Genomic DNA, 23,399 nt, shown 5'->3' with positions numbered 1-23,399 from the left:
CATAGAGCATAGTGGCTATGCAACATGACGCAAGCTCCCACGATAAAGCCCTAGGTCGCCTGATTTATCTGATAGGCCCCTCCGGTTCGGGGAAAGATTCTCTGATCGAGGCCGCTCGCTCACAACTGGCTGCCGCCGGTGTGGAAATCGCCCGGCGGGTGATCACACGCTCTGCAGAGGCCACCGGTGAGGCCGCGCAGAGCGTCACGCCACAGCGCTTCGAAGCGATGCGTGCGGCAGGCGAATTTGCCATGCATTGGCAAGCCAATGGCCTGGAGTACGGCATACCCAAGCAAGTGGACATTTGGCTCGCGCAAGGGCGATCGGTGCTGGTCAACGGTTCCCGTGGCTATCTGCCCGAGGCGTGCAAGCGCTACCCCAACCTGCTGGCAGTGCGCCTGGAGGTTGACCCCGCGGTGTTGCGCGCGCGCCTGGTTGCTCGGGGCAGGGAGGCAGCGCAAGAGATCGATCAGCGCCTGGCGCGCAGCGCCAGGCTCCAGTCCTGCCCCGATCCCCGCGTGCATGTGCTGGACAACTCAGGAGCACTGGCCACGGCGGTCAGCACATTGATGGGCCTGTTGCGTCAGCACGGGGTGCCTGTTTGACAAGCCTCGGAAAAGCCCTACGTGCAAAAAGCCCGATAGATGCATGACAAACGGCTGCCCGCTGGTTAACATGCTCGCCGTCCAGCTGTGCAGCGTTCGCTGCCGGTTCTCGTGTCTCAGTAGCTCAATTGGATAGAGCATCCCCCTCCTAAGGGGAAGGTTGCAGGTTCAAATCCTGCCTGGGACGCCATATCTTCTCTCGCTCCATACGCCTACTTGCAGTTCCCTGCCTTGCGGTAACCTGCACGCTGCGCTTCTGCTTCACTGCCAAAGGCTACCTGGTTTTTCTGAGCGACCTGGCTGTAACTGGGGCAACCGCTGGCCAGGTGGTACACGTGACTGTTACGGTTGCCAATGATCGCACCGTCAGCTGGCGCATTCGTCAGGGCCGGCTTACCGACATCTCTCGCCGCCGTTTTAGCGGGAGCCGAAGCTACCACGTCCATCGCCCCAACAGGCTTGTAGCCCAGCGTCCATTTACGCTCGCCGGTGACGAACGGGTTCGAGTGCCCCATGATCGCGGCGATGCGCTGATTGCGCTGCTTTTCCCATGCCGACACCGGGTGCTGTTTATCCCAGGCCATGAGCACCTGCTGCTGCTGGCGCGACATGCTCAACTTGTAGCGGTCGAACATGTAGAACGTGGTACGCGCAACCAGGCCTTTGACTTCGTCACGCGGCTCGGCGGTTTTTTGCTGGAAGTCGACCTTGGTGGTGCACTGTCCATACTGGCGCTCAACGCCGGAAACCATGCCGTAGTTGAAATTGCTGCGGTCACCGTTCACTTCACCCACAGACGGGTAAAGGTTGAACAGGTCCGCTTCCATGGCGCGGAAGGTCGGGTCTTCATTGACGCAATGCTCGCGACCACCGTTCTGCCAGCATTTGCGCTGTTGGCCAAACGTCCAGGCCGGCACGATGTGCTCCCATTCGGTACGTTCGGCGCGGGTTTGCACTTTGCGGGTTTCGTAGCCGCAGGACTTGGCGTCGACACGGCCACCGGACTTGCCGACCCACTTCCATTTGCAGCCACAGTACAGTTCGCCCATTGGGCTGTTTGCCTGGTCGAGGAAGATCTTCTGTTTGGCGACAACCTTGGCTTCGGTAAACGTTGCGGGGGGATTGGCGAAGGCGGCGGGGATGACAGAGAGGGCGAGGGTAAAGACGTACAGCAGTTTCTTCATGAGAAAGCATCATCGGATTGCGGGGGCAGAATTATACGGCGTACTGACGTCAATTGAAGAAATGTCCGATCACGTTGCTGTATTGCGCCTGTTGCGCGGTGCTGATTGGGTTTCTCGATTTGGGGCTACTCCTGTTGCATAATGTCCCGGAACCAACGGTCATGATTTGAAGAGCACGGCCGATAACTGGGTTGCTGCACTACGCCCTTGTTGACCCCTTCGAAGCGAGTACCATGCTCCCCATCTATTTGAACCTAGGTTGCGCCGATCACCCTCGCCAAGGCTTTATCAATATTGATGTGGAGTCCACGGGCGCCGATCTGCAATGGAAGCCGGGCCAGGCTTTGCCGTGGGACCAAGGCACGGTGCCTGGGATCTATAGTGCTCATCTTCTGGAGCGACTCGAGCGTAATCAAGGTATTCGCTTGCTGCACGAATGCCGCCGAGTCCTGCAGCCGGGCGGGGTGATCCGTCTCGTCTGCGCCGACCTGGAAGCGTTGGTGGACGATTATGTTAATAACCGCACACGCCCTGAGGCGCCGGGCGTCGGTCGCGCTGAAAGGCTGAACAAAGCCCTGCGCCAGCATACCTGGATCTTCGACGCCGAGGAGCTCACGCGGATCTGCACGATGGTAGGGCTGGAACCGATAGCTATCACCGCAGAAGCCAATAGCAGCGATCCGCATCTGAGTGGGCTGGACGCTTCGGTGGCGGGCCAGTTAGTGCTGGAATTTTGCAAGCCGCAGCGTCAATTGGCGGCGGATGCCCAGCCTCTGGTCAGCATCGTCATGCCGACCTACAAGACCGAACACCTCTACGACGCCTTGGGCAGCGCGCTGAACCAGACCTACCGCAACCTGGAAATCCTGGTGTGCGACGACTGCCCGACTGATGAGATCGAAAGGATCTGCGCCGACCTGAGCCAGGACGACCCGCGCGTGCGTTATGTGCGCAACCCAGATGCCGGAAAGGACATTGGCCGTCTAAACCATGTCCTTTGCCTGAAAGAGGCTCGCGGCGAATTCATCAAGTTTCTCAACGACGACGACCTGCTGGAACTCGAATGCGTGGAGCGGATGCTCGACAGCTTCCGCAGTTATCCAGACGTTACGCTGGTAACCTCCAAGCGGCAGCGCATCGACCAGTACGGCGAGCCGCTGGCCGATATCGCCGCAACCCAAGCCCCCGTGGCAGACGATGCGATGATCGAAGGCCTATCGCTGGGCACCGCACTCATGCAGTCGCAGATCAATTTCGTTGGCGAGCCGAGCACGGTCATGTTTCGCCGCGCCGATATGCTGGAAATCACTCCGGACTTCATGTCGGTAGACGAACAACCCATCGCCTGGGCCTCCGACGTGGCGATTTTTCTCAACCTCGCACTGCGCGGCAACACCGTTTATCTGGTCCAGCCACTGAGTAGCTTCCGCATTCACGGCGAGCAATGCCAGGTGCTTTACGGCGCCGCCGCACAAGGTGAATCCCGACGCTGCTGGGCAATCATGCGCGACTTCTGGGCGCGGCATGAATTCGACAAGGCGCTCTGACATTGCGCAGTATGCCCACGCCTGAACAACACAAGGCCGGCCAACGCCGCCAGCCGCAGGAACACCGCTCATGAATGGTCGGCCCCCCGTTTTCGTGACCCAGCCCGCATTGCCCGAGCTGGAGGCTTTCTTGCCATACCTGCGGGAAATTTGGGACAGCCGCATGCTGACCAATGGCGCAGCCATGCACCAGCGACTGGAAGCGGCGCTGTGCGCTTACCTGGGCGTGGAACACATTTCGCTATTCTGCAACGGTACCCAGGCGCTGATAACGGCGTTGCAGGCGGCCGGGCTCAGCGGTGAGGTGATCACCACGCCGTACTCCTTTGTTGCCACTGCCCATTCGCTGCTATGGAACAATCTGACGCCGGTGTTCGTCGATATCGACCCGCACACCCTGAACCTAGACCCGGCACGCATCGAGGCGGCCATCACCGACCAGACCACAGCCATCCTGCCGGTACACTGCTATGGCCATCCCTGCGATGTGGAGGCGATACGCGCGATTGCCGAGCGCCATGGCCTGCAGGTGATCTATGACGCGGCACATGCTTTTGGTATTCAGGATACAAACGGCAGCCTGCTGCGCCACGGCGACCTCGTGACCCTGAGCTTCCACGCTACCAAGGTGTTCAGTACCTTCGAAGGCGGCGCTGTCATCTGTCGCGACGAGGCGACCAAGCGGCGCATCGACCAGTTGAAGAACTTTGGTCTGTCTGCCGACGGAAGCACCGTAGAACTGACCGGCACCAACGGCAAGCTCAGCGAAATTCACGCAGCCTTTGGCCTGTTGCAACTGGAGGGACTGGATGAAGCGCTGGGGAAGCGGCGGCTGATCGACCAGCGTTATCGCGAAGGCCTTGCGGGTATTGCGGGTATTCGCTGTATCGAGGGGAGGGGCGAGGCAGTCGCCAATCATGCGTACTTCCCGATACTGGTAGGGCCTGAGTTTGCGCTTGGCCGTGATGCACTGTTCTCGCACCTCGCCGCCCACAACATCCATGGGCGGCGGTATTTCCAACCCCTGATAAGTGGCTTGCCGATGTACTGCGGGTACCCATCGTCCAGTGCCGACAACCTGCCAGTAGCGCATCAGGCGGTGGAGCAGGTTATCTGCCTACCGATCTATCCTGATCTGGATCTCTGCACCGTGGACTTCATTATCGGTTTGATCGTCGGGGCCAGTGCATGACCAGGGTGGCGATCATGCAGCCGTACCTGTTTCCCTACATTGGCTATTGGCAACTATTGAAGGCTGCAGACTGCTTCGTGGTCTACGATGACGTTAACTTCATCACGCGGGGATGGATCAACCGCAATCGCATCCTCATCAACGGGGCGCCAGGGCTGATCACGCTGCCGTTATTGCAGGCGTCGCAAAACCGCAAGATCAACGAAATAGACATCGCACCTGCTGCCCAGTGGCAACGACGTATGCTGCGCAGCGTGGAAATGGCCTACCGCAAGGCACCCTGCTTTGATCAGGTATTTCCAGTGATAGAGCGTATTCTGGCGCACGAAGACAACAATCTCGCGGGTTTTCTGAGTCATCAAATTCAGGTGTTGGCCAACTTCATGGGCCAAACGACTCGGCTAGTTACGAGTAGTGAGGCTTACGGCAATGCTCAACTTAGAGCGCAGGCGCGGATTCTAGATATTTGCCGCCACGAAGGTGCTACCTGCTATATCAATGCTCAGGGCGGGCGCTCGCTCTATGAGGCGGAGCGGTTCGCCGACGCCAACATCGATCTGCGTTTCATCGGTATGCGGGTAATGGGCTATCGCCAACGCTGCGGGGGTTTCACACCGTACCTGTCGATCATTGATGCCCTGATGGAGGTCGGCGCCGAGGGCATCGGGCCGCACTTGGCGGCCTACGACTACCTCTGAGGTTCAAGCCTGGCAGACTACATAGATACTCGCGGTGAGGTCCGGGTATTTCATGCCCATCTTGTAACAGCCCTCGAAGAATGCCTGGTCGATGATACCGGCACGCAAGGCTGCATCGAACTGAAAGTTGGCCATCGGCTTGAACAGGATACCGCCGCGCTGGGTCACTTCGAAGCCCGCCTGCAACGCCTCGTGCTCCAGTGTGTCGAGGCTGTAAGTGCAACGGTGGCCGTGCTTGCGCTCGCCATCGGTAACAGCTGCATTGAAGTCGATCAGCCCCATGTTCACCGCGATCTGCCGCGACGCCGCATTGGCATTGGGCACGACGATGAATAGCCGGCCACCCGGCGCCAGCCACTGGCGTATCTTCTTGAGCACCGGCTGCGGCTCGGTCAGATGTTCGAGGGTATGGATCAGGAAGATGTTGTCGAAGCGACGTTCCAGGGTAGTGTCTTCGAACCGACCCAGGATGAATGTTGCGCGCGAATCGGCAACGTTTTTGCGGGCGACTTCGAGCAGGTCACAGGCCCCTTCAAGCACGGTCACGTCATCGAAGACCTGCAACAACTTTTTGGTGAACTCGCCGTGATAGCATCCCATTTCCAGCGCATTCCCGGGGCGAAACTGCCCGTTTAGCGCCCTGAGCATGTAGTCGCGGTGTATATAGTCGAAATCGTAGGCGTACAGGCGGTTTTCCGTGTCCTGGTACTCGGTATTCAGATCTCGTGACATGGTTAACCCTGGTTGGAGTGATACATGCGCCTGGCCGGTGGCTGATACCACTCGTCCAGCGATGCGGGTACCCGCGCGTTGTAGCCGATGACCTGGCGCATCAATGGGTCGAGGTTTGGCCCCAGGTCATAGCCCAGGGCCCGCGGGTAGTCGAATTGCTGCTTGATGAACGGCTTGGAAAACATTGGCGTCACCGAGCGGCGCACCTGATCGGTAACGTTGCTGCCCCCCGCATGCCAGACATTGGAGTTGAACATGAGGATGCTGCCGGCCGGTGCGATCGCCTGTTCGGCGTGGGCCATGAAATAGTCGTCCGTCGGCTTGGCTTCGGCCTTGTGCGAACCGGAGAGCATCCAGGTCGCGCCATTGGCGGCGGTGAAGTCGTCGAGCATCACCAGCGTGTTCAGTAGCAACGGCATGTCACCGGAAAACGAACGGATATCACGGTGAACGCGCTGGGCGTAAGATTGGCTGTCGCGGGTGTTGATGGCGCCGCCATACGAGTTAAGGATGAACTGCCCGCCGAAATAGCGCTCGATGAAGGCATAGATAGGGTAGGCCTTCAGACAGTCGAGAAAACTGCCAAACTGGCCGATCAGGTGGTGCACGGTGTAACTGGTGTCCTGATCGATGCCGTTTTTTATCTGGTAGTGGCGGCAGATTGCATAGGCCTCGTGGATGTCTTTACGCATCTGCTCGACGATAGTGATCGGGATGGCCTTCTCAAAGATCACCCAGCCTTGTTCCGCCATGCGCTGGTCGAATACCTCGGAAGAAATCATAGGCGCTTCACCTGATCGTGACGATGCATTTGGAGGGGTACAGCTCGCACTTCTCCAAGGTGTATTCAGCAGGGGTGAAGACTTCTTTGAAGGCCAGCGCTTCGCCTGGTGCTTGAGCCCATGTCAGCTCATCCATCAATAGCATGCTGCCGGAAACCAGATGGGGCTTGACCGCCTTGAGCGCTGCCAGGGTTGGCTCGTACAGACCCATGTCGAAGTAGGCGAAAGCGACGATGGCCGAGCCGTTGTTCTTGAAGAATTCGGGCGCGGTCTGACAGACGTCCCCCGCAACCAGTTGATGTACTCCGCGCTTGTGTCCCAGCACGTTGTTGCCTTCGTGCACCTGCAACAGTTCGCTCAGGTAATCCTTGTAGCTGGCTTTGGTGGAGTAGGAGTTCTCAACCCACACACCGCTCTCCTTGCAGTCTTTTTCACCCGGCGCGCAATAGCCTTCAAAGGTGTCGAAACCGACGATCTGCCGCTGTTTGTTGAACGGTTCGTACATGGCCCTCAGGTTTTCCAGCAGCACCAGGTTGTGGCCGTACCAGGTGCCAAACTCGCAGATCATCCCCGGGATATGCTTGAAGCGTTTGTACAGGTCGCTCAAGACGATGAACTTCACCAATACTGAGCTGCGGGTATACAGGCCGATATTGAAAAGCACGTCGTCGTCAGAGAGCGGGCTGTTCAGGTACATGTCGCGCAACTTGTCACGAAAGGCGTACTGCAAATCCGATGCAGTGGATTCGAGTTTGTAGACTTCGTTTTGAAGCTGTTCGTTATTCATCATCACTCCACTGGGCCAGGCCGAAGCCGCTGGTCCCGAAACGGTTGCCGTTGTACAGCATGTAGGTGCGCTCGCCGCTCTGGAAGATGAACGGGTAGCAGGTCATCAGCGAGTCCCAGCCTTCGGCTGACGGTGCGATACCCGCATCATCATGGCGGGTCCAGGTTCTGCCGTCGGGCGACTCTGCGTAGCGGATACGGTACGAGCCGGCGCCGTTGCGGTAGTCCTGCGATGCGCGTGAGCAGTACCACATCTTGAAAATCCCGTTTTCCTTGATGACGCAGGGGCGGGAAAAGGCTTCGGTCTCAAAGCGCGATTCAAGGCATTGCGGCGCGAAGCGGGTGAACTCGAATCCGTCTTTGGATTCGGCGTACTTGATCACGTACAATGGCTCGTATTTGCCGTCCACCTCCAGCCAGCGTGTACCGGACACGTACCACATCTTCCACAGGCCTTGGTCGAACAGCACGGTGGGCGTCACGGCCAGGTAGGGCTCGGTGGCAGTGCGATCCATGATCGGGCCTTCGAACAGTTTTTCGAAGTGCAGCCCGTCGTCGTCAGAAACCGCGACGCCCATGGCATTGTGGTAGGGCACGGTCAGGCGCTGGTTCCACCCGCTGTAGTACAGGTAGGTACGGCCATCTTTCTTCAGGGCGTAGCTGGGCATCACGCCTTCGTCATCGAAGGTGCCGGGAGCGCCGAAACCCAGGCAAGGTTCCCGGTGGCGGGCAACGACGGTGCGCGGGTCCTGCTTGTCCAGGTCTACCGCGTAGCACAGGCTTTTGCCTGCGCTGTTGCGGGTGGAGATGAATACCCGAATCACATCGTCCAGCACCAGCGCGGTGGGCACTTGGGCGTGGGAGCCGACCCAGTCTTTATCGGGGTCGAAAGTTCTACCGAGTTTTTTCCAGGCCATGCTCTACCTAAAAATCCAGTTCCTGACTGCTCTTTACCGCGCGCGCGGGTGCGCCGATGTAGAGCTGCCAGGGTTGAGTGTCTTTTGAAATCAGCGCACCCATGGCAACGCAGGTACCTGCGCCGATGGTGCAATTGTTGGTGATGGTCGCGTTGACGCCGAACCAGGCGTAGGGCTCAACCAGGCAATGCCCGGAGAGGACCACATGGGAAGCAAAGAACACATGGTCGCGGATCTCGCCATGGTGGCCGATGTGGTTGCCGCTCCACATCACCACATTGTTGCCGATGGTGGTGAAAGGTTGCAGTGTGTTGTCTTCGAGAATGAAGCAGTTTTCACCGATGACGTTGTCGTTCACCGTGGCATTGGGGCTGACATAGCTAATGAAGTCGTAGCCCTTTTCCTTGCCCTGAATGTACACCGACTCACGCAGGCGGTTCATCTTGCGCCCGGTCATGGGCGCAAACAGCTTGTAGTCGGTGCTTGGGAAATAGTCCTGCAGGGTTTCGAAGGGCACCACCGGCAGCCCTTCGAACATTCTCGATTCTGGCAGGTAGCGTTCGTGCACGGTAAAGCCGACCACGTCCACTGCAGGGTCTTTTTTCAGGTAGTAGTGCGCCAGTTGGGCGGTGTCCAGCACTCCGAAAATGACAACTTTTGGCATCAGGGTATCCAGGGTGTTCGAGGATGAGTCAGGTCAACCGGAGCTGAGCGTACGCTGTGTATACTGCTGGCCACGATAGCACCTCCGCTTGCGTAACTAAAAAGGGCACCGGGCCGATGGGAAAGATTCTTGATCGAAATCAAATCCGCTTTTATCGCGAGCAGGGTTACCTGGTTGCCGAAGGCATTTTCGACCCGCTTCATCTCGATGAAACCCTTGCCCACTTCAATCTGGCATTTGCCCAACAGTTGGACCGCAGGGCTCTACCTGTCGCTGGTGGCCCTACCCTTGAAGCCCTGCACCTGAACATGGCCGCACTGCTGGGGGAGAGCGTTCCTCTCTATCTGGCGACGCTGCGCATGTGCTCCAAGCTGTACGGCGTCTACCGGTTGATGACCTCCGAGCGCCTGCGCGACGCGGCTGCGGACCTGGGCGTTGTAACCCCGTTGTTCCAGACCACGCCTGTGTTGCATCTGATGTCGAAAAAATTGCTTATCCCGGGAGGTTATCAGGGGTTCGACGTGCACCAGGACTGGACTTCAGTCCAGGGCAGCCTGGATACCATCACCACCTGGATCCCGTTCATGGACATCGACCCGCAGTTGTTCACCATGGAGGTGATGCCCGGCAGTCATTTGCTGGGCCTGCTTAGCGGCGACCAGGAACAGCATGTGTTGAGGGTCGACGAAAAGCACTTCAAGGAAGATGACTTCGTTCCTGTCTGTGTCGGCAAGGGTGGCGTTTGCTTGATGTCGAACTTCACCATTCATCGGTCTTCTCGTGAAGGGGATGAGCGCTTGCGGATTTCCGTCAGTGGGCGTTATGAAAATGCCAGTGAGCCGACGTTCATCGAGCGCGAGTATCCGTTCACCCAGCACAAGACAATGCAGCGCGGGTTGATTACCGAGCACTTTCCGAGCGTGGAACAGGTGCGCGCTGTGTATGCCATTGAAGGCCACTAATTAGCCGATATTTGGCCAGCATCGGCGTCACGCGCGCTTAAAGTTTCCTGCCGGCATGCCGATCACTGAAGCACTGGATACAGGTAATACACCTGTATCGCCATGGTTGGAGTTCCCGCCCTCAGCGGCTGGATGCGTCGCCTTGCGTCCGCTTCAATCCATGCACCGCTGCCAGAGCACGTAGTTCGTGGTGGACATTGGTCTCAATGAGGTCCTGAAGGGACAAGTATGAATTTTTATGTCAATCAGGTGAAGAACAAGCCGGACTACCGGGGCTCGCTGTTCAGGGGTGATATCTTCCTGGAAACCGCCCTTGGCAATGCACATGAGCTGTGTGCATTGGCCCGGCAGAGTATTACCGCCGCCTTTGATGGCGAAACCGACCACCAGTCGCTGCACAAAATGATGCCGGTGGAGACCTTCGTAGAGCGTGTCACTGCACTCAAGCGGCAGTTTACCAATGGTCCGCAGGCCAAGGCGTTGATCCGCGATTTCATTCGCGAGATCGGGGCCGATCCCAAGGACTATATCTTCGACGTGCCTCGTGTGCGTGTAGTGCCCAACTACGAGTACCTGCATGCAGGTGTGAGCTACGCATACAAGCCCCACCGCGATACCTGGTACGGCAGTGTGGAAAGCCAGGTGAATACCTGGATGCCGGTGTACAGCATCGAGCCCGAACAGACCATGATGATCAACCCGGCCTATTTCGAGCGGCCGGTGCGCAACAGCTCCGCCGATTGGAGCCTCAATGACTGGATCCATGTGCAACGGCACAAGGCTTCGCAGAACATCACCGAAGAAACCCGGGTACACCCGGTGCCGCTGGAAGACATCGATACCAGCGGCGAACTGCGTGTGGCTGCCAACAGTGGTGAAATGCTGATTTTCTCTGGTGCCCATCTGCACGGCACCGTAGCCAACTTCACCGACAAGGTACGGTTCAGCGTGGACTTTCGCCTGATCCACCTGCAAGACCTGCTGCATAAGCGCGGTGCACCGAACGTCGACAACGGTTGTTCGGATGCAGAGGCCGGCTTCAAAGACTTTTTCAATGCCAGCGACTTTTCGCAATTCCAGGGAGTTAACCCATGACCAAGCGTCGTCTGACTGCTGCCGAGGTCGAGTACAACGAAAAGCGCGCCAGCGTGCTGAGCCGTGTCGATGCCCAATACGTGGCTGATGCGCCGTTCGTGTTTGCCAACCGTATCACCGTGACCGCTGCGCTTTCGCGCATCGAACTGTTCAAGATGGTGCAAGACATTCCGGGCGCTATCGTCGAGTGCGGCGTATACAAAGGCAACTCGTTGATGCTGTACATGCAGCTATCGATGATTCTGGAACCCTATGCGATCAACCGTTCGATCATCGGTTTCGATACCTTCGGCGGCTTTGCCAGCATCGATGCCGAGCAGGATCCAGCCGACATCAATGAAAGCATGTTCTCCGACACCGACGAGACCCTGATTCAGGACATGATCGAGGCCAACGATCTGATTCGCCCGGTCAATCGGATCCCGCGCTGCGAGATCGTCAAGGGCGACATTCTGGAAACCGTGCCTGCCTTTGTGAAAACCCGCCCCGATCTGGTAGTGGCCATGCTGATCCTCGACACGGACCTGTATTCGTCCACCAAGGTGGCGCTGGAGACATTCCTGCCTTACATGCCTAAAGGCGCGATCGTGGTGCTGGACGAAGTCGCCTACCGCAACTTCCCTGGCGAAACTGCCGCGCTGCGTGACGTGTTGGATCTGAACAAGATCGAACTCAAGCGCCTGCCGTTCGATTCGTCGGTGGGCTACTTCCGCGTTTGAACTGATCATCGGCATGTCTGCAGGCCAATGCAGCATCGCCGAATGAAAAAAAGCCCGCAGCGCCGAGGGCGCTGCGGGCCAAATCGGCCGCAGCCGCTTCAGTGTCAGATGTGCAGGGCGTGGCCCAGCGCGCGCAATGCCGCTTCCTGCACCGCTTCGCCCAGGGTCGGGTGAGCGTGGATAGTGCCCGCGATATCCTCCAGCCGCGCGCCCATTTCCAATGACTGGGCAAACGCTGTGGACAGCTCTGAAACCGCCACGCCAACCGCCTGCCAACCCAGGATCACGTGATTGTCACGCCGCGCCACCACGCGCACGAAGCCGGTTTTCGACTCCAGGCTCATGGCGCGGCCATTGGCGGCGAAGGGGAACTGCGCGACGATGCAGTCCAGCCCTTGCTGGCTGGCCTGTTCCGGGGTCTTGCCGACCACAACGACTTCCGGGTCTGTAAAACACACTGCTGCAATTGCGCAGGGTTCGAACCGTCGTGCCTTGCCGGCAATGATTTCCGCGACCATTTCACCTTGCGCCATTGCGCGGTGTGCCAGCATCGGTTCGCCGGCCACGTCACCGATGGCCCAGACGTTGCGCATGCTGGTTTGGCAGCGTTCGTCGATGGCGATGGCCGCACCGTTCATCTTCAGTTCGAGGCTTTCCAGATTGAAGCCGTGCGTGCGCGGGCGGCGGCCAACGGCCACCAGCACCCGGTCGGCCTCCAGGCGCAGCTGTGCACCTTGAGCATCGCGGGCCAGCAAGCAACCGCTGTCGTAACCTTCGACGCTGTGCCCAAGGTACACAGTGATACCCAGCTTCTTCAATGATTCGGCTACCGGCGCGGTCAGCTCGCTGTCATAGGTCGGCAGGATGCGCTCACGCGCCTCCACCACGCTCACCTGCGCGCCCAGTTTGCGGTAGGCGATACCCAGCTCCAGGCCGATATAGCCGCCGCCAACCACCACCAGGTGCTGAGGTAGGGTTTCGGGGGCCAGGGCCTCGGTCGAAGAGATGATCGGCCCGCCCAGCGGCAGCATGGGCAGTTCGACGCTGTTCGAGCCGGTGGCCAGCAGCAGGTGCTCGCACTGGATGCGCTGGCCATCGACGTCGACGTGCTTGCCGTCGAGGATCTTCGCCCAGCCATGGATGACTTTGACCCCGTGTTTTTTCAGGAGTGCAGCGACGCCAGTGGTCAGTCGGTCAACGATGCCGTCCTTCCAGGCCACGCTGCGGCCGATGTCCAGGCGTGGCGTGGAGACGCTGATGCCAAGTTCGGACGGCTCGGTGTAGCGGGATGTCTGATGGAACTGCTCGGCCACATGGATCAGTGCCTTGGACGGGATGCAGCCGATGTTCAGGCAGGTGCCGCCCAGCGCCTGGCCTTCCACCAGCACGGTGGGGATGCCCAGTTGCCCCGCGCGGATGGCGGCCACGTAGCCGCCAGGGCCGCCGCCGATGATCAGCAGGGTGGTGTCGATAGTCTGTTGCATGCTCACTCCACGAACAGGCAGGCGGGTTGTTCAAGCAGGCCACGTACAGCCTGGATGAACAGCGCGGCATCCATGCCATCGACCACACGGTGGTCGAACGAGCTGGACAGGTTCATCATCTTGCGAATAACGATCTGGCCATCGATCACCATCGGCCGCTCGACGATACGGTTGACCCCGACGATCGCCACTTCCGGTGTGTTGACCACCGGTGTGCTGACGATGCCACCCAGGGCGCCGAGGCTGGTCAGGGTGATGGTGGAGCCGGACAGTTCCTCGCGGCTGGCCTTGTTGTTGCGTGCGGCGCTCGCCAAGCGGGAAATCTCGCTGGCGTTGCCCCACAGGCTACCCGCCTCGGCGTGGCGCAGCACCGGTACCACCAGCCCGTTGTCACCCTGCGTGGCGATCCCCACATGCACCGCGCCATGGCGGGTGATGACCTGGGCTTCGTCGTTGTAGGTCGCGTTGATCTGCGGGAAATCGCGCAATGCCACGACCAGGGCGCGCACCAGGAACGGCAACAGGGTCAGCTTGCCGCGGCTGTCGCCGTACTTGCTGTTGAGTTGCTGGCGCAGGGCTTCCAGCGCCGTGACGTCGATTTCCTCGACATAACTGAAGTGCGCCACGCGGCGCTTGGCATCCTGCATGCGCTGGGCGATCTTGCGGCGCAGGCCGATCACTTGCACCTGCTCGCTGTCGGTGCGCTTGGCATAACCGCCAGGTGCCTGGCCGGCAGGGCTCTGCGGTTTGCTGATGAAGGCATCGAGGTCTTCGTGCAGGATGCGCCCGGCGGGGCCGCTGCCATGCACGTAACGCAATTCGATACCAGCATCCAGGGCGCGCTTGCGCACAGCGGGGGAGGCCAGCGGCTTTTCGTCGGCCTGGCGCGGCACGATAGGGGCGGCACTGTGCGACGTGGTGGCCGGGCAGGCAACCGGTTGTGCGTCGACACGGGGTTCCGGCTTGGCGGCGACCGGTGCGGCCTGCGGCTCGACCGGCTTGGCCGGCGGCACATCCACGTGGTTGCCGCTGCCTTCCACTTCGATGCGGATCAGCTCGCTGCCGACCGCCATCACTTCACCCGGCTGGCCACCCAGGGCCAGCACCTTGCCACTGACCGGCGAAGGGATTTCCACGGTGGCCTTGTCAGTCATGACATCGGCGACCACCTGGTCTTCGGCGATCACATCGCCGACCTTGACGAACCATTCGACCAGCTCGACTTGCGCGATGCCTTCGCCAATGTCCGGCATCTTGATGACGTGCGTGCCCATTCAGACCTCCATGACCCGTTTCAATGCCGCACCAACACGAGAAGGGCCTGGGAAATAAGCCCACTCCTGTGCGTGAGGGTAGGGCGTGTCCCAGCCGGTGACGCGCTCGATGGGCGCTTCGAGGTGATGGAAGCAATGCTCCTGCACCAGCGCTACCAGTTCGGCGCCGAAACCGCAGGTCCGTGTGGCTTCATGCACGACCACGCAGCGGCCGGTCTTCTTCACCGACGCGACGATGGTGTCCAGGTCCAGCGGCCAGAGGCTGCGCAGGTCGATCACTTCAGCATCCACACCGGTTTCCTCGGCGGCCACCTGGGCCACGTAGACCGTGGTGCCGTAGGTCAATACGGTGACGTCGTTGCCTGGGCGAGTGATGGCCGCTTTGTCCAGCGGCACGGTGTAGTAACCGTCCGGCACGGCACTTTGCGGGTGCTTGGACCACGGGGTCACCGGGCGGTCGTGATGGCCGTCGAACGGGCCGTTGTACAGGCGCTTGGGCTCGAGGAAGATCACCGGGTCATCGCATTCGATCGAGGCGATCAGCAGGCCTTTGGCATCGTACGGGTTAGAGGGCATCACCGTGCGCAGACCGCACACCTGAGTGAACATCGCTTCGGGGCTCTGGCTGTGGGTCTGGCCACCGTAGATGCCGCCACCGCAGGGCATGCGCAGGGTCAGTGGCGAGATGAATTCGCCGGCCGAGCGGTAGCGCAGGCGCGCCATTTCCGAAACGATCTGGTCGGAGGCAGGATAGAAATAGTCGGCGAACTGGATTTCCACCACAGGCCGCAGGCCATAGGCACCCATGCCCACGGCGGTGCCGACGATACCGCTCTCTGAGATCGGTGCGTCGAACACGCGCGATTTGCCGTACTTGGTCTGCAGGCCCTCGGTGCAGCGGAACACGCCGCCGAAGTAGCCCACGTCCTGGCCGTAGATCACCACGTTGTCGTCGCGCTCAAGCATGACATCCATGGCCGAGCGCAGGGCCTGGATCATGGTCATGGTAGTGGTGGCCATGGCGGTTTCCGGTTTGATGCTGTTGTTGTGGTCGTTCATCTCAAACCCCCAGTTCCTGGCGCTGACGGCGCAGGTGGTCGGGCATTTCCTTGTACACGTCCTCGAACATCGAGGCTGCACTCGGGATGTGGCCGTTGGCCAGGGTGCCGTATTGTTCGGCTTCCTTTTGCGCGGCGATGACGGCCGCTTCGAACTCTGCGGTGACGGCCTGGTGTTCTTCCTCGGACCAGTGGCCGATCTTGATCAGGTGCTGCTTCAGGCGGGCGATCGGGTCGCCCAGCGGGAAGTGGCTCCAGTCGTCGGCAGGGCGGTATTTGGACGGGTCGTCGGAAGTGGAGTGGGGGCCTGCGCGGTAGGTGACCCACTCGATCAGGCACGGGCCCAGGCCACGGCGGGCGCGTTCGGCGGCCCAGCGCGAGGCGGCATAGACAGCGACGAAATCGTTGCCGTCCACCCGCAGAGACGCGATACCGCAACCCACGCCACGGCCGGCGAAGGTGGTCGATTCGCCGCCGGCGATGGCCTGGAAGGTGGAGATCGCCCACTGGTTGTTGACCACGTTGAGGATCACCGGGGCGCGGTATACGTGGGCGAAGGTCAGCGCGGTGTGGAAGTCGGACTCGGCCGTGGCGCCGTCGCCGATCCAGGCCGAGGCTATCTTGGTATCGCCCTTGATCGCCGAGGCCATGGCCCAGCCGACCGCCTGCACGAACTGCGTCGCCAGGTTACCGCTGATGGTGAAAAAGCCGGCTTCGCGTACCGAATACATGATCGGTAGCTGGCGGCCTTTTAGCGGGTCGCGCTCGTTGGACAACAGCTGGCAGATCATTTCCACCAGCGACACGTCGCGGGCCATCAGGATGCTTTGCTGGCGGTAGGTGGGGAAGCACATGTCGGTGCGGTTCAGCGCCAGCGCCTGGGCGCTGCCGATGGCTTCTTCGCCCAGGCTCTGCATGTAGAAGGACATCTTCTTCTGGCGCTGGGCAAGCACCATGCGGCTGTCGAAAATCCGCGTCTTGAGCATGGCGCGCATGCCTTGGCGCAGCAGCTGTGGATCGATGTCTTCGGCCCATGGGCCAAGAGCATCGCCATGCTCGTCGAGCACGCGGACCAGGCTGTTGGACAGGTCGGCAGTGTCGGCAGCATCGACATCGATGGGCGGTTTACGGACTTGACCCGCGTCGTTCAGGCGCAGGTAGGAAAAATCGGTCTGGCAGCCTGGCCGGCCGGTAGGCTCGGGCACATGCAAACGCAGGGGGGCGTACTCGTTCATGCTTTTTACGCTCGCTCGGATGTTGTTTTTGTGAGCTTTGAAGCGGCCGCCGCTGACTACCGGCTTGTGACTGGCAGGTCAGCGTCAATTACATAGTAGTGACACCCCGGGAGAATTTTTCTCTCAAGTTGATTGCCTTTAGCGAGCGGCCCAGATAAACATTCTGCATAAACACAAAAAACCGGTGAATTTGTCTCATGCGCAAACTCGATCGTACCGATATCGGCATTCTCAACAGCCTTCAGGACAACGCCCGCATCACCAACGCAGAACTGGCGCGGTCGGTGAACCTGTCGCCCACGCCTTGCTTCAACCGGGTCAAGGCCATGGAAGAGCTGGGTGTGATCCGTCAGCAGGTGACCCTGCTGTCGCCAGAGGTGCTGGGGCTGGATGTCAATGTGTTCATCCATGTCAGCCTGGAGAAGCAGGTAGAGCAAGCGCTGCACCGCTTCGAGGAAGAAATCGCCGAGCGCCCGGAGGTGATGGAGTGCTACCTGATGACTGGCGACCCCGACTATTTGCTGCGGGTGCTGTTGCCGAGCATCCAGGCGCTGGAGCGGTTTCTCGATTACCTGACGCGACTCCCGGGGGTAGCGAACATACGCTCGAGTTTTGCCTTGAAGCAGGTGCGGTATAAAACGGCGCTGCCATTGCCGTCCAATGGCATGACCCTGCGCGAGTGAGGGGGCAAGAACTGCATCGTTGCGGATGCAGGTGCTTGATATTTTAAACACCCCCAGCCTATGTTGTTGCCAGCCCATAACAACAAGGACAAGCGTCATGACCACCGCAGCCCCGCGCTCGCTCGCCGAGCACCTCCAGGGCATCGACCAGATCGAATGTGTCACTCCCGACCTTAACGGTGTCCCTCGTGGCAAGGTCATGACTGCCGAAGGCTTCCTCGAAGGCAGGCGCCTGCAAATGGCACGTGGCGTCTTGTTGCAATGCATCATGGGGGGCTACCCGCCAGCGAAATACTACGGCAGCGACGATGGCGATCTGGCCCTGGTGGCGGAGCCTGCGCAGATCCACCGCTTGCCCTGGAGCGAGGAGGGCCTGGCGCTGGCGATCTGCGATGCAAATGAGCTCGATGGCCGGCCGTCAGGGCTGTCCACCCGCGGGCTGCTCAAAGCGGTGATCGCCCGCTACGCCGCTTTGGGCCTGGCGCCGGTCGTTGCAACCGAGCTGGAGTTCTTCGTCTTTGCGCCCAACAGTGACCCTGTACAGCCATTTTTGCCGCCGTTGGGCAGGGATGGCCGCCGCGAGCTCGGCCACTCGGCATTCAGTGTCAGTTCCAACAACGGCCTGCGGCCGTTCTTTCAGGAGGTTTATCGGTGCATGGCGGCGCTTGGCCTGCCGCGCGACACCTTCATGCATGAAATGGGCGTCAGCCAGTTCGAAATCAATCTGCTGCATGGCGACCCCTTGTTGCTGGCCGACCAGACGTTCCTGTTCAAGCACTTGCTCAAGGAAGTCGCGCTCAAGCATGGCCTGACGGTGGTGTGCATGGCCAAGCCCCTGGCGCATACGCCGGGCAGCTCGATGCATATTCACCAGAGCCTGGTAGAGGTCGCCACGGGGCGGAACGTGTTCAGCGATGACCAGGGGCAGCCGAGCGAGACCTTCCATCATTTCATTGGCGGCCTGCAGGCGTGCATGGCCGATTTCACTGCGCTGTTCGCGCCCAATGTCAACTCGTACCAGCGCCTGTGCCATCCCTATGCGTCGCCGAACAATGCCTGCTGGTCGCATGACAACCGCGCTGCCGGGCTGCGTATTCCGGCCAGCGGCCCCGCGGCGCGGCGCGTCGAGAACCGCCTGCCGGGCGCGGATGCAAACCCCTACCTGGCCATTGCCGCCAGCCTGGCAGCTGGCCTGCACGGCATCGAGCAGCGCCTGGCGCCTGCACCGGCCATCCAGGGTGAGTTCCAGGTCCCTGAGCACCTGAGCCTGCCCTGCACGCTGCACGCGGCGCTGGAACGTCTCAAGCGCAGCGCCTTGGCCCGGGAACTGTTCGGGGCTGAGTTCATCGAAGGTTACGCTGCCAGCAAGACGCTCGAGTTGACTGATTTCTACAACGAGATCACGCCGTGGGAGCGGCGCGTGTTGGCGGCACAAGCCTGATCGCGACACGAACGCTACTGCATGCGCCCCTGTTCTGCTATTTCGCAGGCAGGGGACTGCGCCGCGGCTGATTTGCTTTTATGCTTGCCAGCAAGCCAACGCCACCTGACCAGGGAGCCCTACGGGACGTATGCGAAACATCTGGAAGCCGTTTCAGTCGTTGTATTTCGCTGCCTTGATGATGCTTATCGGCTCGGGTCTGCTCAGTACTTACCTGGCTTTGCGCCTGGCGGCCGACAATGTCGACAGCCTGTGGGTCGGTGCGTTGATGGCGGCCAACTATTTCGGCCTGGCTGTCGGCGGCAAGGTTGGCCACCGACTGATCGGCCGGGTAGGGCACATCCGGGCCTATACCACCTGCGCCGGCATCGTCTGTGCGGCGGTGCTGGGCCATGGCATGACCAACTGGCTGCCAGTCTGGGTCGGGCTGCGGATGCTCGTTGGCCTGGGCATGATGTGCCAGTACATGGTCATTGAGAGCTGGCTGAACGAGCAGGCTGACGCCAAGCACCGCGGCGCTGTGTTTGGCGCGTACATGATCGCCTCTTACCTGGGGCTGGTGCTCGGTCAGCTGATTCTGGTGGTGCATCCCGAACTTGGCCCTGAACTGTTGATGCTGGTCGCGATGTGCTTCGCCCTGTGCCTGGTGCCGGTGGCGATGACCCGGCGCATTCACCCGGCGCCGCTGCGCCCGGCACCCATGGAGCCGAAATTCTTCATCAAGCGCGTGCCGCAGTCGCTGAGCACGGTGCTGGGTTCGGGGTTGATCGTCGGCTCTTTTTACGGCCTGGCGCCGCTGTATGCGTCCAGCCAGGGGCTTTCCACCGAGCAGATCGGCTTGTTCATGGGCAGCTGCATCTTTGCCGGGTTGTTGGTGCAGTGGCCGTTGGGCTGGTTGTCCGACCGCTATGACCGGGCCGTGCTGATCCGCAGCGTGGCTGTGGGGCTGGCGCTGGCGGCGGCGCCGCTGGCGCTTCTGCCCAATGTGCCGTTGGAGTTGCTGTTCGGCATCGGCTTTCTGATTTCGCTGCTGCAGTTTTGCCTTTATCCGCTGGCTGTGGCATTTTCCAACGACCACGTGGAAAGCGAGCGGCGTGTCTCGTTGACTGCCATGCTGCTGGTCACCTACGGCGTGGGGGCGTGCATCGGGCCGCTGGCGGCGGGGGTGCTGATGAAGGTGCTGGGCGCGCAGATGCTGTATGCCTTCTTCGTGTTCTTCGCCCTGGTGCTGGTGTGGCGGATTCGGCCGAAGGCGGTCACCGGGTTGCACCAGGTACAGGACGCGCCGTTGGGTCACGTGGCCATGCCGGCGGCGGGCTCGCCATTGTCGGCGGCGCTCGACCCGCGGGTGGATGAACAGACCGTGCAGGAGGTAATGCAGGCGCCTGTGGCGGCTGAGGATACCGAGGCTGAAGAAAAGGCCGAGCCGGCTGATCCGGGCGAGGTCAGCAAGCCGGTTTGAGGCGGGCCCAGGGTAGGCAAACGAATAGCCATTCTCAGGTCAATGCCAGTGAGTACGCTTCATCAGGGCTGCTATGCAGCCCATCGCTGGCAAGCCAGCTCCCACCGGTGCGGCGTAGGCTTCACCATACGGGGCTGCCCAAGACATTGGATGGATGGGTGTCCAACATCTGGGGTGCAGCCAGATCCCGGTGGGAGCCGGCTTGCCGGCGATGGGCCGCAAAGCGGCCCTGATCGTTCAAAAGACTGGCATCAGCCTTCAGGGGGGCGTTCTAAGCAGACGATCAATAATCGTCTTTATCGAACCGCCGCGCTTCGCGCTGCAACTGGTACACGAAGCTCTCTATCTTGCGTTGCGCCTGGCCATTGAGGTTATGGAAGCGTACGCCGGCAAAGGTGGTGTTGATCCGCTCTTCGTAATGCAGGTGGCGCAATTCGACCATCATGTCCACCAGGCCCAGCGGGTTGCTGGCTTTGAAGCGCTCGTAAACCTGGCCCAGTTGCAGACGCGCCTCGACGTTGCCGTCGAACCGCAGCTTGCAGCCAGTGGCGGAGATGTCGAGCAACTTGCCGCGCAAGGCACCATTACCCTTGAGATGGGTGCCATCGAGAATCACATCGACCAGCTGCGACAGCTTCAGCGCAGCGCGAAATGCATTGCGCCGCTGGTGGTAGGTCACCTCGTCCGGCAAGGCACCGCGGTAGGAGCGATGGCCATCGACCTCGGTGATCCTCAGTTCGTGGTTGCACTCCCAGGCAATGCGTACGCCGTCGTGGAACCCTTCAACGCGGAACGGCTCGCCGTTCTCGATGAATTTTTCGCCATCGCGCGGGATCATCTCGTCCAGCGCCAAAGTATTGCTGTCACGGTCCACATGAACCACGTAGCTCTGGAAACGCTGGCTGCGCTCATGGAAGGTGATGATCAAAGGATCATGGCTCTCCAGCAACTGGCGCAGGTTGGCCGCAATCTCCAAAGGAGTGTTCAGCACCTTTGGCGGCTGCGGAGCATCGGTTTCATTGAACACGGGTTATCAATCTCCAGGCAAAAACGACACACGCAAGTAAAGGCATTTTGCCAGTATGTTCCGTGCCTTGATAGAACTAATCACACTTGGCTGAGCGCCCGAGGCTTGGCCAGTGGCGACGTGGCGCCACGGCTGTCGTAGAGCGACGGAGAATCGCCGCCCATGAGGATTCTGATCTGGTTGGCGGTGACGTGCTGCTGTACCTGGACGATCCGGCCATTGGTTTCGTTGACCTTTTGGCAGGTTTCCATCAATTCGGTCAGCGCTCTGAGTTGTTGCATGATCACTTCACCGTTTGGCGACTGTGCAGCAACGGCCTGCACCCCGGCGCGGTCGGCGCTGAGGCCGAGGCTGGTGAGCAGGTTGTGGCGGCGGATGCCTTGCTGCTCGAGCAGAACGATCAGCGATTGCTTGCGGGCCAGGATGCCCTCCAGCGGTGCCATATCGCGCCCGTGCAGGGCGACTGCCTCCTGCTGAAGCAGGTCGAGCAGCTCCTGGGTGGGGGCGATGTCGTCTTCGATCAGTTGCAGCAATGTGATGTCGTGCATGGCTAACTCTTGGCTTTTCAAGCGTCCGTGAAGTCAGCGCGCCGAACGGTCAGCGCTGGGCTTCGAAATCGAGCAGTTTGCTGGCGACCCGGCCGGCATCGACCTGGTAGCTGCCATCTGCGATCGCCTGTTTCAACTGTGCCACGCGGGCATTGTCGACAACGGGCTGGTCGCGCAGCTTGTCGCTGACCTTTTGCAACTGCTGGGCCTCTTGGCTGAGGTGTACCGCTTCTCCGCTGGCGCTTGCGCTATTCGGCGCGGTGGTTTCGCCGGACTTGTCGGCGTTGCCGGGCGCGGCATTGCCGCGAACGCCGCCCGTGATGGACGGAGAGTTATTCAAACGACTGAAGTCGATGACCATGATCAGAAACCCCTGGGTATTTGGACGCTTGCCATGTTTTCGGCCATTGCGAAAGAAACTTTAGGCATAAATGCTCAGCCGCCTCTCGGCAAGCCCGCGAACCCGTTCCTGATACAGTTTAGAAAAAGCGGTAATACACTGCCAGCCCAATCTACATGGCGACCTCCACCTGGCCGGGGGCCGTGACCCGGGCCTTCACTACCCTCTGCGAATTCAGGTTGCGCACCCGGATCTGTTCGCCCTGGCCGCCTTTGCTGAGGGCCTCGCCGGGCATGCGTACGGCCAGGCTGCCGCTGCGGGCGATGATCACCACATGGTCGCCCTTGCGTACCACCTCGGCCTGCTCCAGGTGCTGTGGGGTCAAAACCTGGTCGATCACCGTCGGGCGCAGCATCTTCATGCCAACCACCTGATCAAGGTCGGTGAGAAAGCCTTGGGTGAGGGTGCCAACGTCACGTTCGCGCAGGGCCACGTCACCTTCACCCACGATATTCTGGCGCTTCAGCGGGCGGGTAACCACCACCACATCGCGGAACAGCCGCACCGTTGCCGGCACGAAGACGGTCCACGGCGCGGCGCCGTCGCAGCGTACACGTACCGTGACACGCCCCAATGGCTGCGCCGGGCTTTCCAGCGAAGCGTCCAGTTGCTGGCTGCACAGCGGCATGCGCAGGCGCGGGTCGAGCGAGTTGACCTGTATTTCGTAGCGGCCCGGTGTCTGCGTCGTGGCCAGGTAATCCTCTACGGTGAATTCAAGAAACCCTTGGGTGACACCGATAAGCTGTTCAGGCAAGGTAACCGCGTCCGCCAGCGTTCGAGCGCCGGGTGCCAGCAGGCACAGTGCAGCCAGCGAGCCGCTCAGCAGGTGCGTCAGTCGTCGGAAAATTGTCGTTTTCGTGTACATGACGCTCAAAAAAGCAAAGCCCGTGCCGACTCGCTGTAG

Annotated in this window: 24 protein-coding genes and 1 tRNA gene; 11 read left to right on the top strand and 14 right to left on the bottom strand. The window is 60.5% G+C overall.

Going from position 1 to position 23,399, the window contains the following annotated elements; all coding sequences use genetic code 11:
• Window positions 1–17: 17 nt before the first annotated feature.
• Together phnN and JNA92_RS10600 are read left to right on the top strand one after the other, a co-directional pair.
• Window positions 18–605: a phosphonate metabolism protein/1,5-bisphosphokinase (PRPP-forming) PhnN gene (phnN, locus tag JNA92_RS10605; protein WP_241804624.1), complete on the top strand. Its 588-nt coding sequence runs from the start codon at window positions 18–20 to the stop codon at window positions 603–605.
• 113 nt (window positions 606–718) lie between these two features.
• A tRNA-Arg gene (locus JNA92_RS10600) sits at window positions 719–795 on the top strand.
• Window positions 796–817: 22 nt separating this feature from the next.
• Here JNA92_RS10600 and JNA92_RS10595 read toward each other — a convergent pair.
• Window positions 818–1,789 carry an endonuclease gene (locus tag JNA92_RS10595; protein ID WP_241804623.1) on the bottom strand — a complete coding sequence of 324 codons (972 nt, stop codon included), beginning with the start codon at window positions 1,787–1,789 and terminating at the stop codon, window positions 818–820.
• Window positions 1,790–2,022: 233 nt separating this feature from the next.
• On the opposite strand from JNA92_RS10595, the gene JNA92_RS10590 reads away from it, so the two are divergent.
• The 3 genes from JNA92_RS10590 (at window position 2,023) to JNA92_RS10580 (ending at window position 5,226) form a co-directional block, all read left to right on the top strand.
• On the top strand, window positions 2,023–3,336 hold the full coding sequence (locus JNA92_RS10590; RefSeq protein WP_241804622.1) for a glycosyltransferase: 1,314 nt from the start codon (window positions 2,023–2,025) through the stop codon (window positions 3,334–3,336).
• A 70-nt stretch (window positions 3,337–3,406) separates the two neighbouring features.
• On the top strand, window positions 3,407–4,528 hold the full coding sequence (locus JNA92_RS10585; protein WP_241804621.1) for a DegT/DnrJ/EryC1/StrS family aminotransferase: 1,122 nt from the start codon (window positions 3,407–3,409) through the stop codon (window positions 4,526–4,528).
• A 14-nt stretch (window positions 4,529–4,542) separates the two neighbouring features.
• Window positions 4,543–5,226, top strand: a complete 684-nt coding sequence (locus JNA92_RS10580; RefSeq protein ID WP_241804620.1) for a WbqC family protein — start codon at window positions 4,543–4,545, stop codon at window positions 5,224–5,226.
• Between the two features lie 3 nt (window positions 5,227–5,229).
• Here the strand turns inward: JNA92_RS10580 and JNA92_RS10575 are convergent, their stop codons facing one another.
• From JNA92_RS10575 to JNA92_RS10555, 5 genes are read right to left on the bottom strand one after another with little or no spacing between them, the layout of a single operon-like run.
• Complete coding sequence (locus tag JNA92_RS10575; protein ID WP_241804619.1) at window positions 5,230–5,958, bottom strand: class I SAM-dependent methyltransferase; 729 nt, start codon at window positions 5,956–5,958, stop codon at window positions 5,230–5,232.
• A 2-nt stretch (window positions 5,959–5,960) separates the two neighbouring features.
• A complete protein-coding gene (locus JNA92_RS10570) occupies window positions 5,961–6,740 on the bottom strand; it encodes a phytanoyl-CoA dioxygenase family protein (protein WP_241804618.1) in 780 nt (259 codons plus the stop codon).
• 7 nt (window positions 6,741–6,747) lie between these two features.
• Window positions 6,748–7,527, bottom strand: a complete 780-nt coding sequence (locus JNA92_RS10565) for a class I SAM-dependent methyltransferase (RefSeq protein ID WP_241804617.1) — start codon at window positions 7,525–7,527, stop codon at window positions 6,748–6,750.
• Entirely contained in the window at window positions 7,520–8,443 is a 924-nt protein-coding gene (locus JNA92_RS10560; protein WP_012315580.1) for a hypothetical protein, read from the bottom strand. Before JNA92_RS10560 ends, JNA92_RS10565 begins: the two co-directional genes overlap by 8 nt.
• Window positions 8,444–8,450: 7 nt before the next feature.
• Window positions 8,451–9,107: an acetyltransferase gene (locus JNA92_RS10555; protein ID WP_119687569.1), complete on the bottom strand. Its 657-nt coding sequence runs from the start codon at window positions 9,105–9,107 to the stop codon at window positions 8,451–8,453.
• Between the two features lie 116 nt (window positions 9,108–9,223).
• On the opposite strand from JNA92_RS10555, the gene JNA92_RS10550 reads away from it, so the two are divergent.
• The 3 genes from JNA92_RS10550 (at window position 9,224) to JNA92_RS10540 (ending at window position 11,883) form a co-directional block, all read left to right on the top strand.
• Complete coding sequence (locus JNA92_RS10550) at window positions 9,224–10,069, top strand: phytanoyl-CoA dioxygenase family protein (RefSeq protein ID WP_241804616.1); 846 nt, start codon at window positions 9,224–9,226, stop codon at window positions 10,067–10,069.
• Between the two features lie 228 nt (window positions 10,070–10,297).
• Window positions 10,298–11,164: a hypothetical protein gene (locus tag JNA92_RS10545; RefSeq protein WP_241804615.1), complete on the top strand. Its 867-nt coding sequence runs from the start codon at window positions 10,298–10,300 to the stop codon at window positions 11,162–11,164.
• On the top strand, window positions 11,161–11,883 hold the full coding sequence (locus JNA92_RS10540) for a TylF/MycF/NovP-related O-methyltransferase (protein WP_241804614.1): 723 nt from the start codon (window positions 11,161–11,163) through the stop codon (window positions 11,881–11,883). Before JNA92_RS10545 ends, JNA92_RS10540 begins: the two co-directional genes overlap by 4 nt.
• 104 nt (window positions 11,884–11,987) lie before the next feature.
• Here the strand turns inward: JNA92_RS10540 and lpdA are convergent, their stop codons facing one another.
• Genes lpdA through JNA92_RS10520 form a run of 4 tightly spaced genes read right to left on the bottom strand, consistent with a single transcriptional unit; the run spans window position 11,988 to window position 16,934 of the window.
• Window positions 11,988–13,367, bottom strand: a complete 1,380-nt coding sequence (gene lpdA, locus JNA92_RS10535) for a dihydrolipoyl dehydrogenase (protein WP_241804613.1) — start codon at window positions 13,365–13,367, stop codon at window positions 11,988–11,990.
• Between the two features lie 2 nt (window positions 13,368–13,369).
• On the bottom strand, window positions 13,370–14,641 hold the full coding sequence (locus JNA92_RS10530) for a dihydrolipoamide acetyltransferase family protein (protein ID WP_241804612.1): 1,272 nt from the start codon (window positions 14,639–14,641) through the stop codon (window positions 13,370–13,372).
• Window positions 14,642–15,700 carry an alpha-ketoacid dehydrogenase subunit beta gene (locus JNA92_RS10525; protein WP_012315573.1) on the bottom strand — a complete coding sequence of 353 codons (1,059 nt, stop codon included), beginning with the start codon at window positions 15,698–15,700 and terminating at the stop codon, window positions 14,642–14,644. It abuts the gene before it with no gap.
• A gap of 1 nt (window position 15,701) precedes the next feature.
• Window positions 15,702–16,934, bottom strand: a complete 1,233-nt coding sequence (locus JNA92_RS10520; protein ID WP_241804611.1) for a 3-methyl-2-oxobutanoate dehydrogenase (2-methylpropanoyl-transferring) subunit alpha — start codon at window positions 16,932–16,934, stop codon at window positions 15,702–15,704.
• A gap of 197 nt (window positions 16,935–17,131) precedes the next feature.
• Here JNA92_RS10520 and bkdR point away from each other — a divergent pair, with 197 nt between their 5' ends.
• The 3 genes from bkdR to JNA92_RS10505 all read left to right on the top strand — a co-directional run bounded on the left by bkdR (window position 17,132) and on the right by JNA92_RS10505 (window position 20,520).
• Window positions 17,132–17,617, top strand: coding sequence for a Bkd operon transcriptional regulator BkdR (bkdR, locus tag JNA92_RS10515; protein WP_012315571.1), 486 nt, complete (start codon window positions 17,132–17,134; stop codon window positions 17,615–17,617).
• Between the two features lie 199 nt (window positions 17,618–17,816).
• A complete protein-coding gene (locus tag JNA92_RS10510; protein WP_241804690.1) occupies window positions 17,817–19,058 on the top strand; it encodes a glutamine synthetase family protein in 1,242 nt (413 codons plus the stop codon).
• A gap of 130 nt (window positions 19,059–19,188) precedes the next feature.
• Entirely contained in the window at window positions 19,189–20,520 is a 1,332-nt protein-coding gene (locus tag JNA92_RS10505) for an MFS transporter (RefSeq protein ID WP_241804610.1), read from the top strand.
• A 283-nt stretch (window positions 20,521–20,803) separates the two neighbouring features.
• Here the strand turns inward: JNA92_RS10505 and JNA92_RS10500 are convergent, their stop codons facing one another.
• The 4 genes from JNA92_RS10500 to flgA all read right to left on the bottom strand — a co-directional run bounded on the left by JNA92_RS10500 (window position 20,804) and on the right by flgA (window position 23,360).
• Window positions 20,804–21,547, bottom strand: a complete 744-nt coding sequence (locus JNA92_RS10500) for a flagellar brake protein (RefSeq protein WP_241804609.1) — start codon at window positions 21,545–21,547, stop codon at window positions 20,804–20,806.
• A gap of 80 nt (window positions 21,548–21,627) precedes the next feature.
• The gene (locus JNA92_RS10495) at window positions 21,628–22,095 is read right to left on the bottom strand and encodes a flagella synthesis protein FlgN (RefSeq protein ID WP_241804608.1); all 468 of its coding nucleotides are present in this window, start codon (window positions 22,093–22,095) and stop codon (window positions 21,628–21,630) included.
• A gap of 49 nt (window positions 22,096–22,144) precedes the next feature.
• On the bottom strand, window positions 22,145–22,456 hold the full coding sequence (flgM, locus tag JNA92_RS10490) for a flagellar biosynthesis anti-sigma factor FlgM (protein ID WP_241804607.1): 312 nt from the start codon (window positions 22,454–22,456) through the stop codon (window positions 22,145–22,147).
• A 151-nt stretch (window positions 22,457–22,607) separates the two neighbouring features.
• Entirely contained in the window at window positions 22,608–23,360 is a 753-nt protein-coding gene (gene flgA, locus JNA92_RS10485; protein WP_241804606.1) for a flagellar basal body P-ring formation chaperone FlgA, read from the bottom strand.
• Window positions 23,361–23,399: the final 39 nt, after the last annotated feature.

The sequence above is a fragment of the Pseudomonas putida genome (assembly GCF_022627325.1).
Lineage (GTDB): Bacteria > Pseudomonadota > Gammaproteobacteria > Pseudomonadales > Pseudomonadaceae > Aquipseudomonas > Aquipseudomonas putida_X.
The sequence above is the reverse complement of the archived record's forward strand: the minus strand, read 5'-3'. Positions and strand labels throughout refer to the sequence as shown.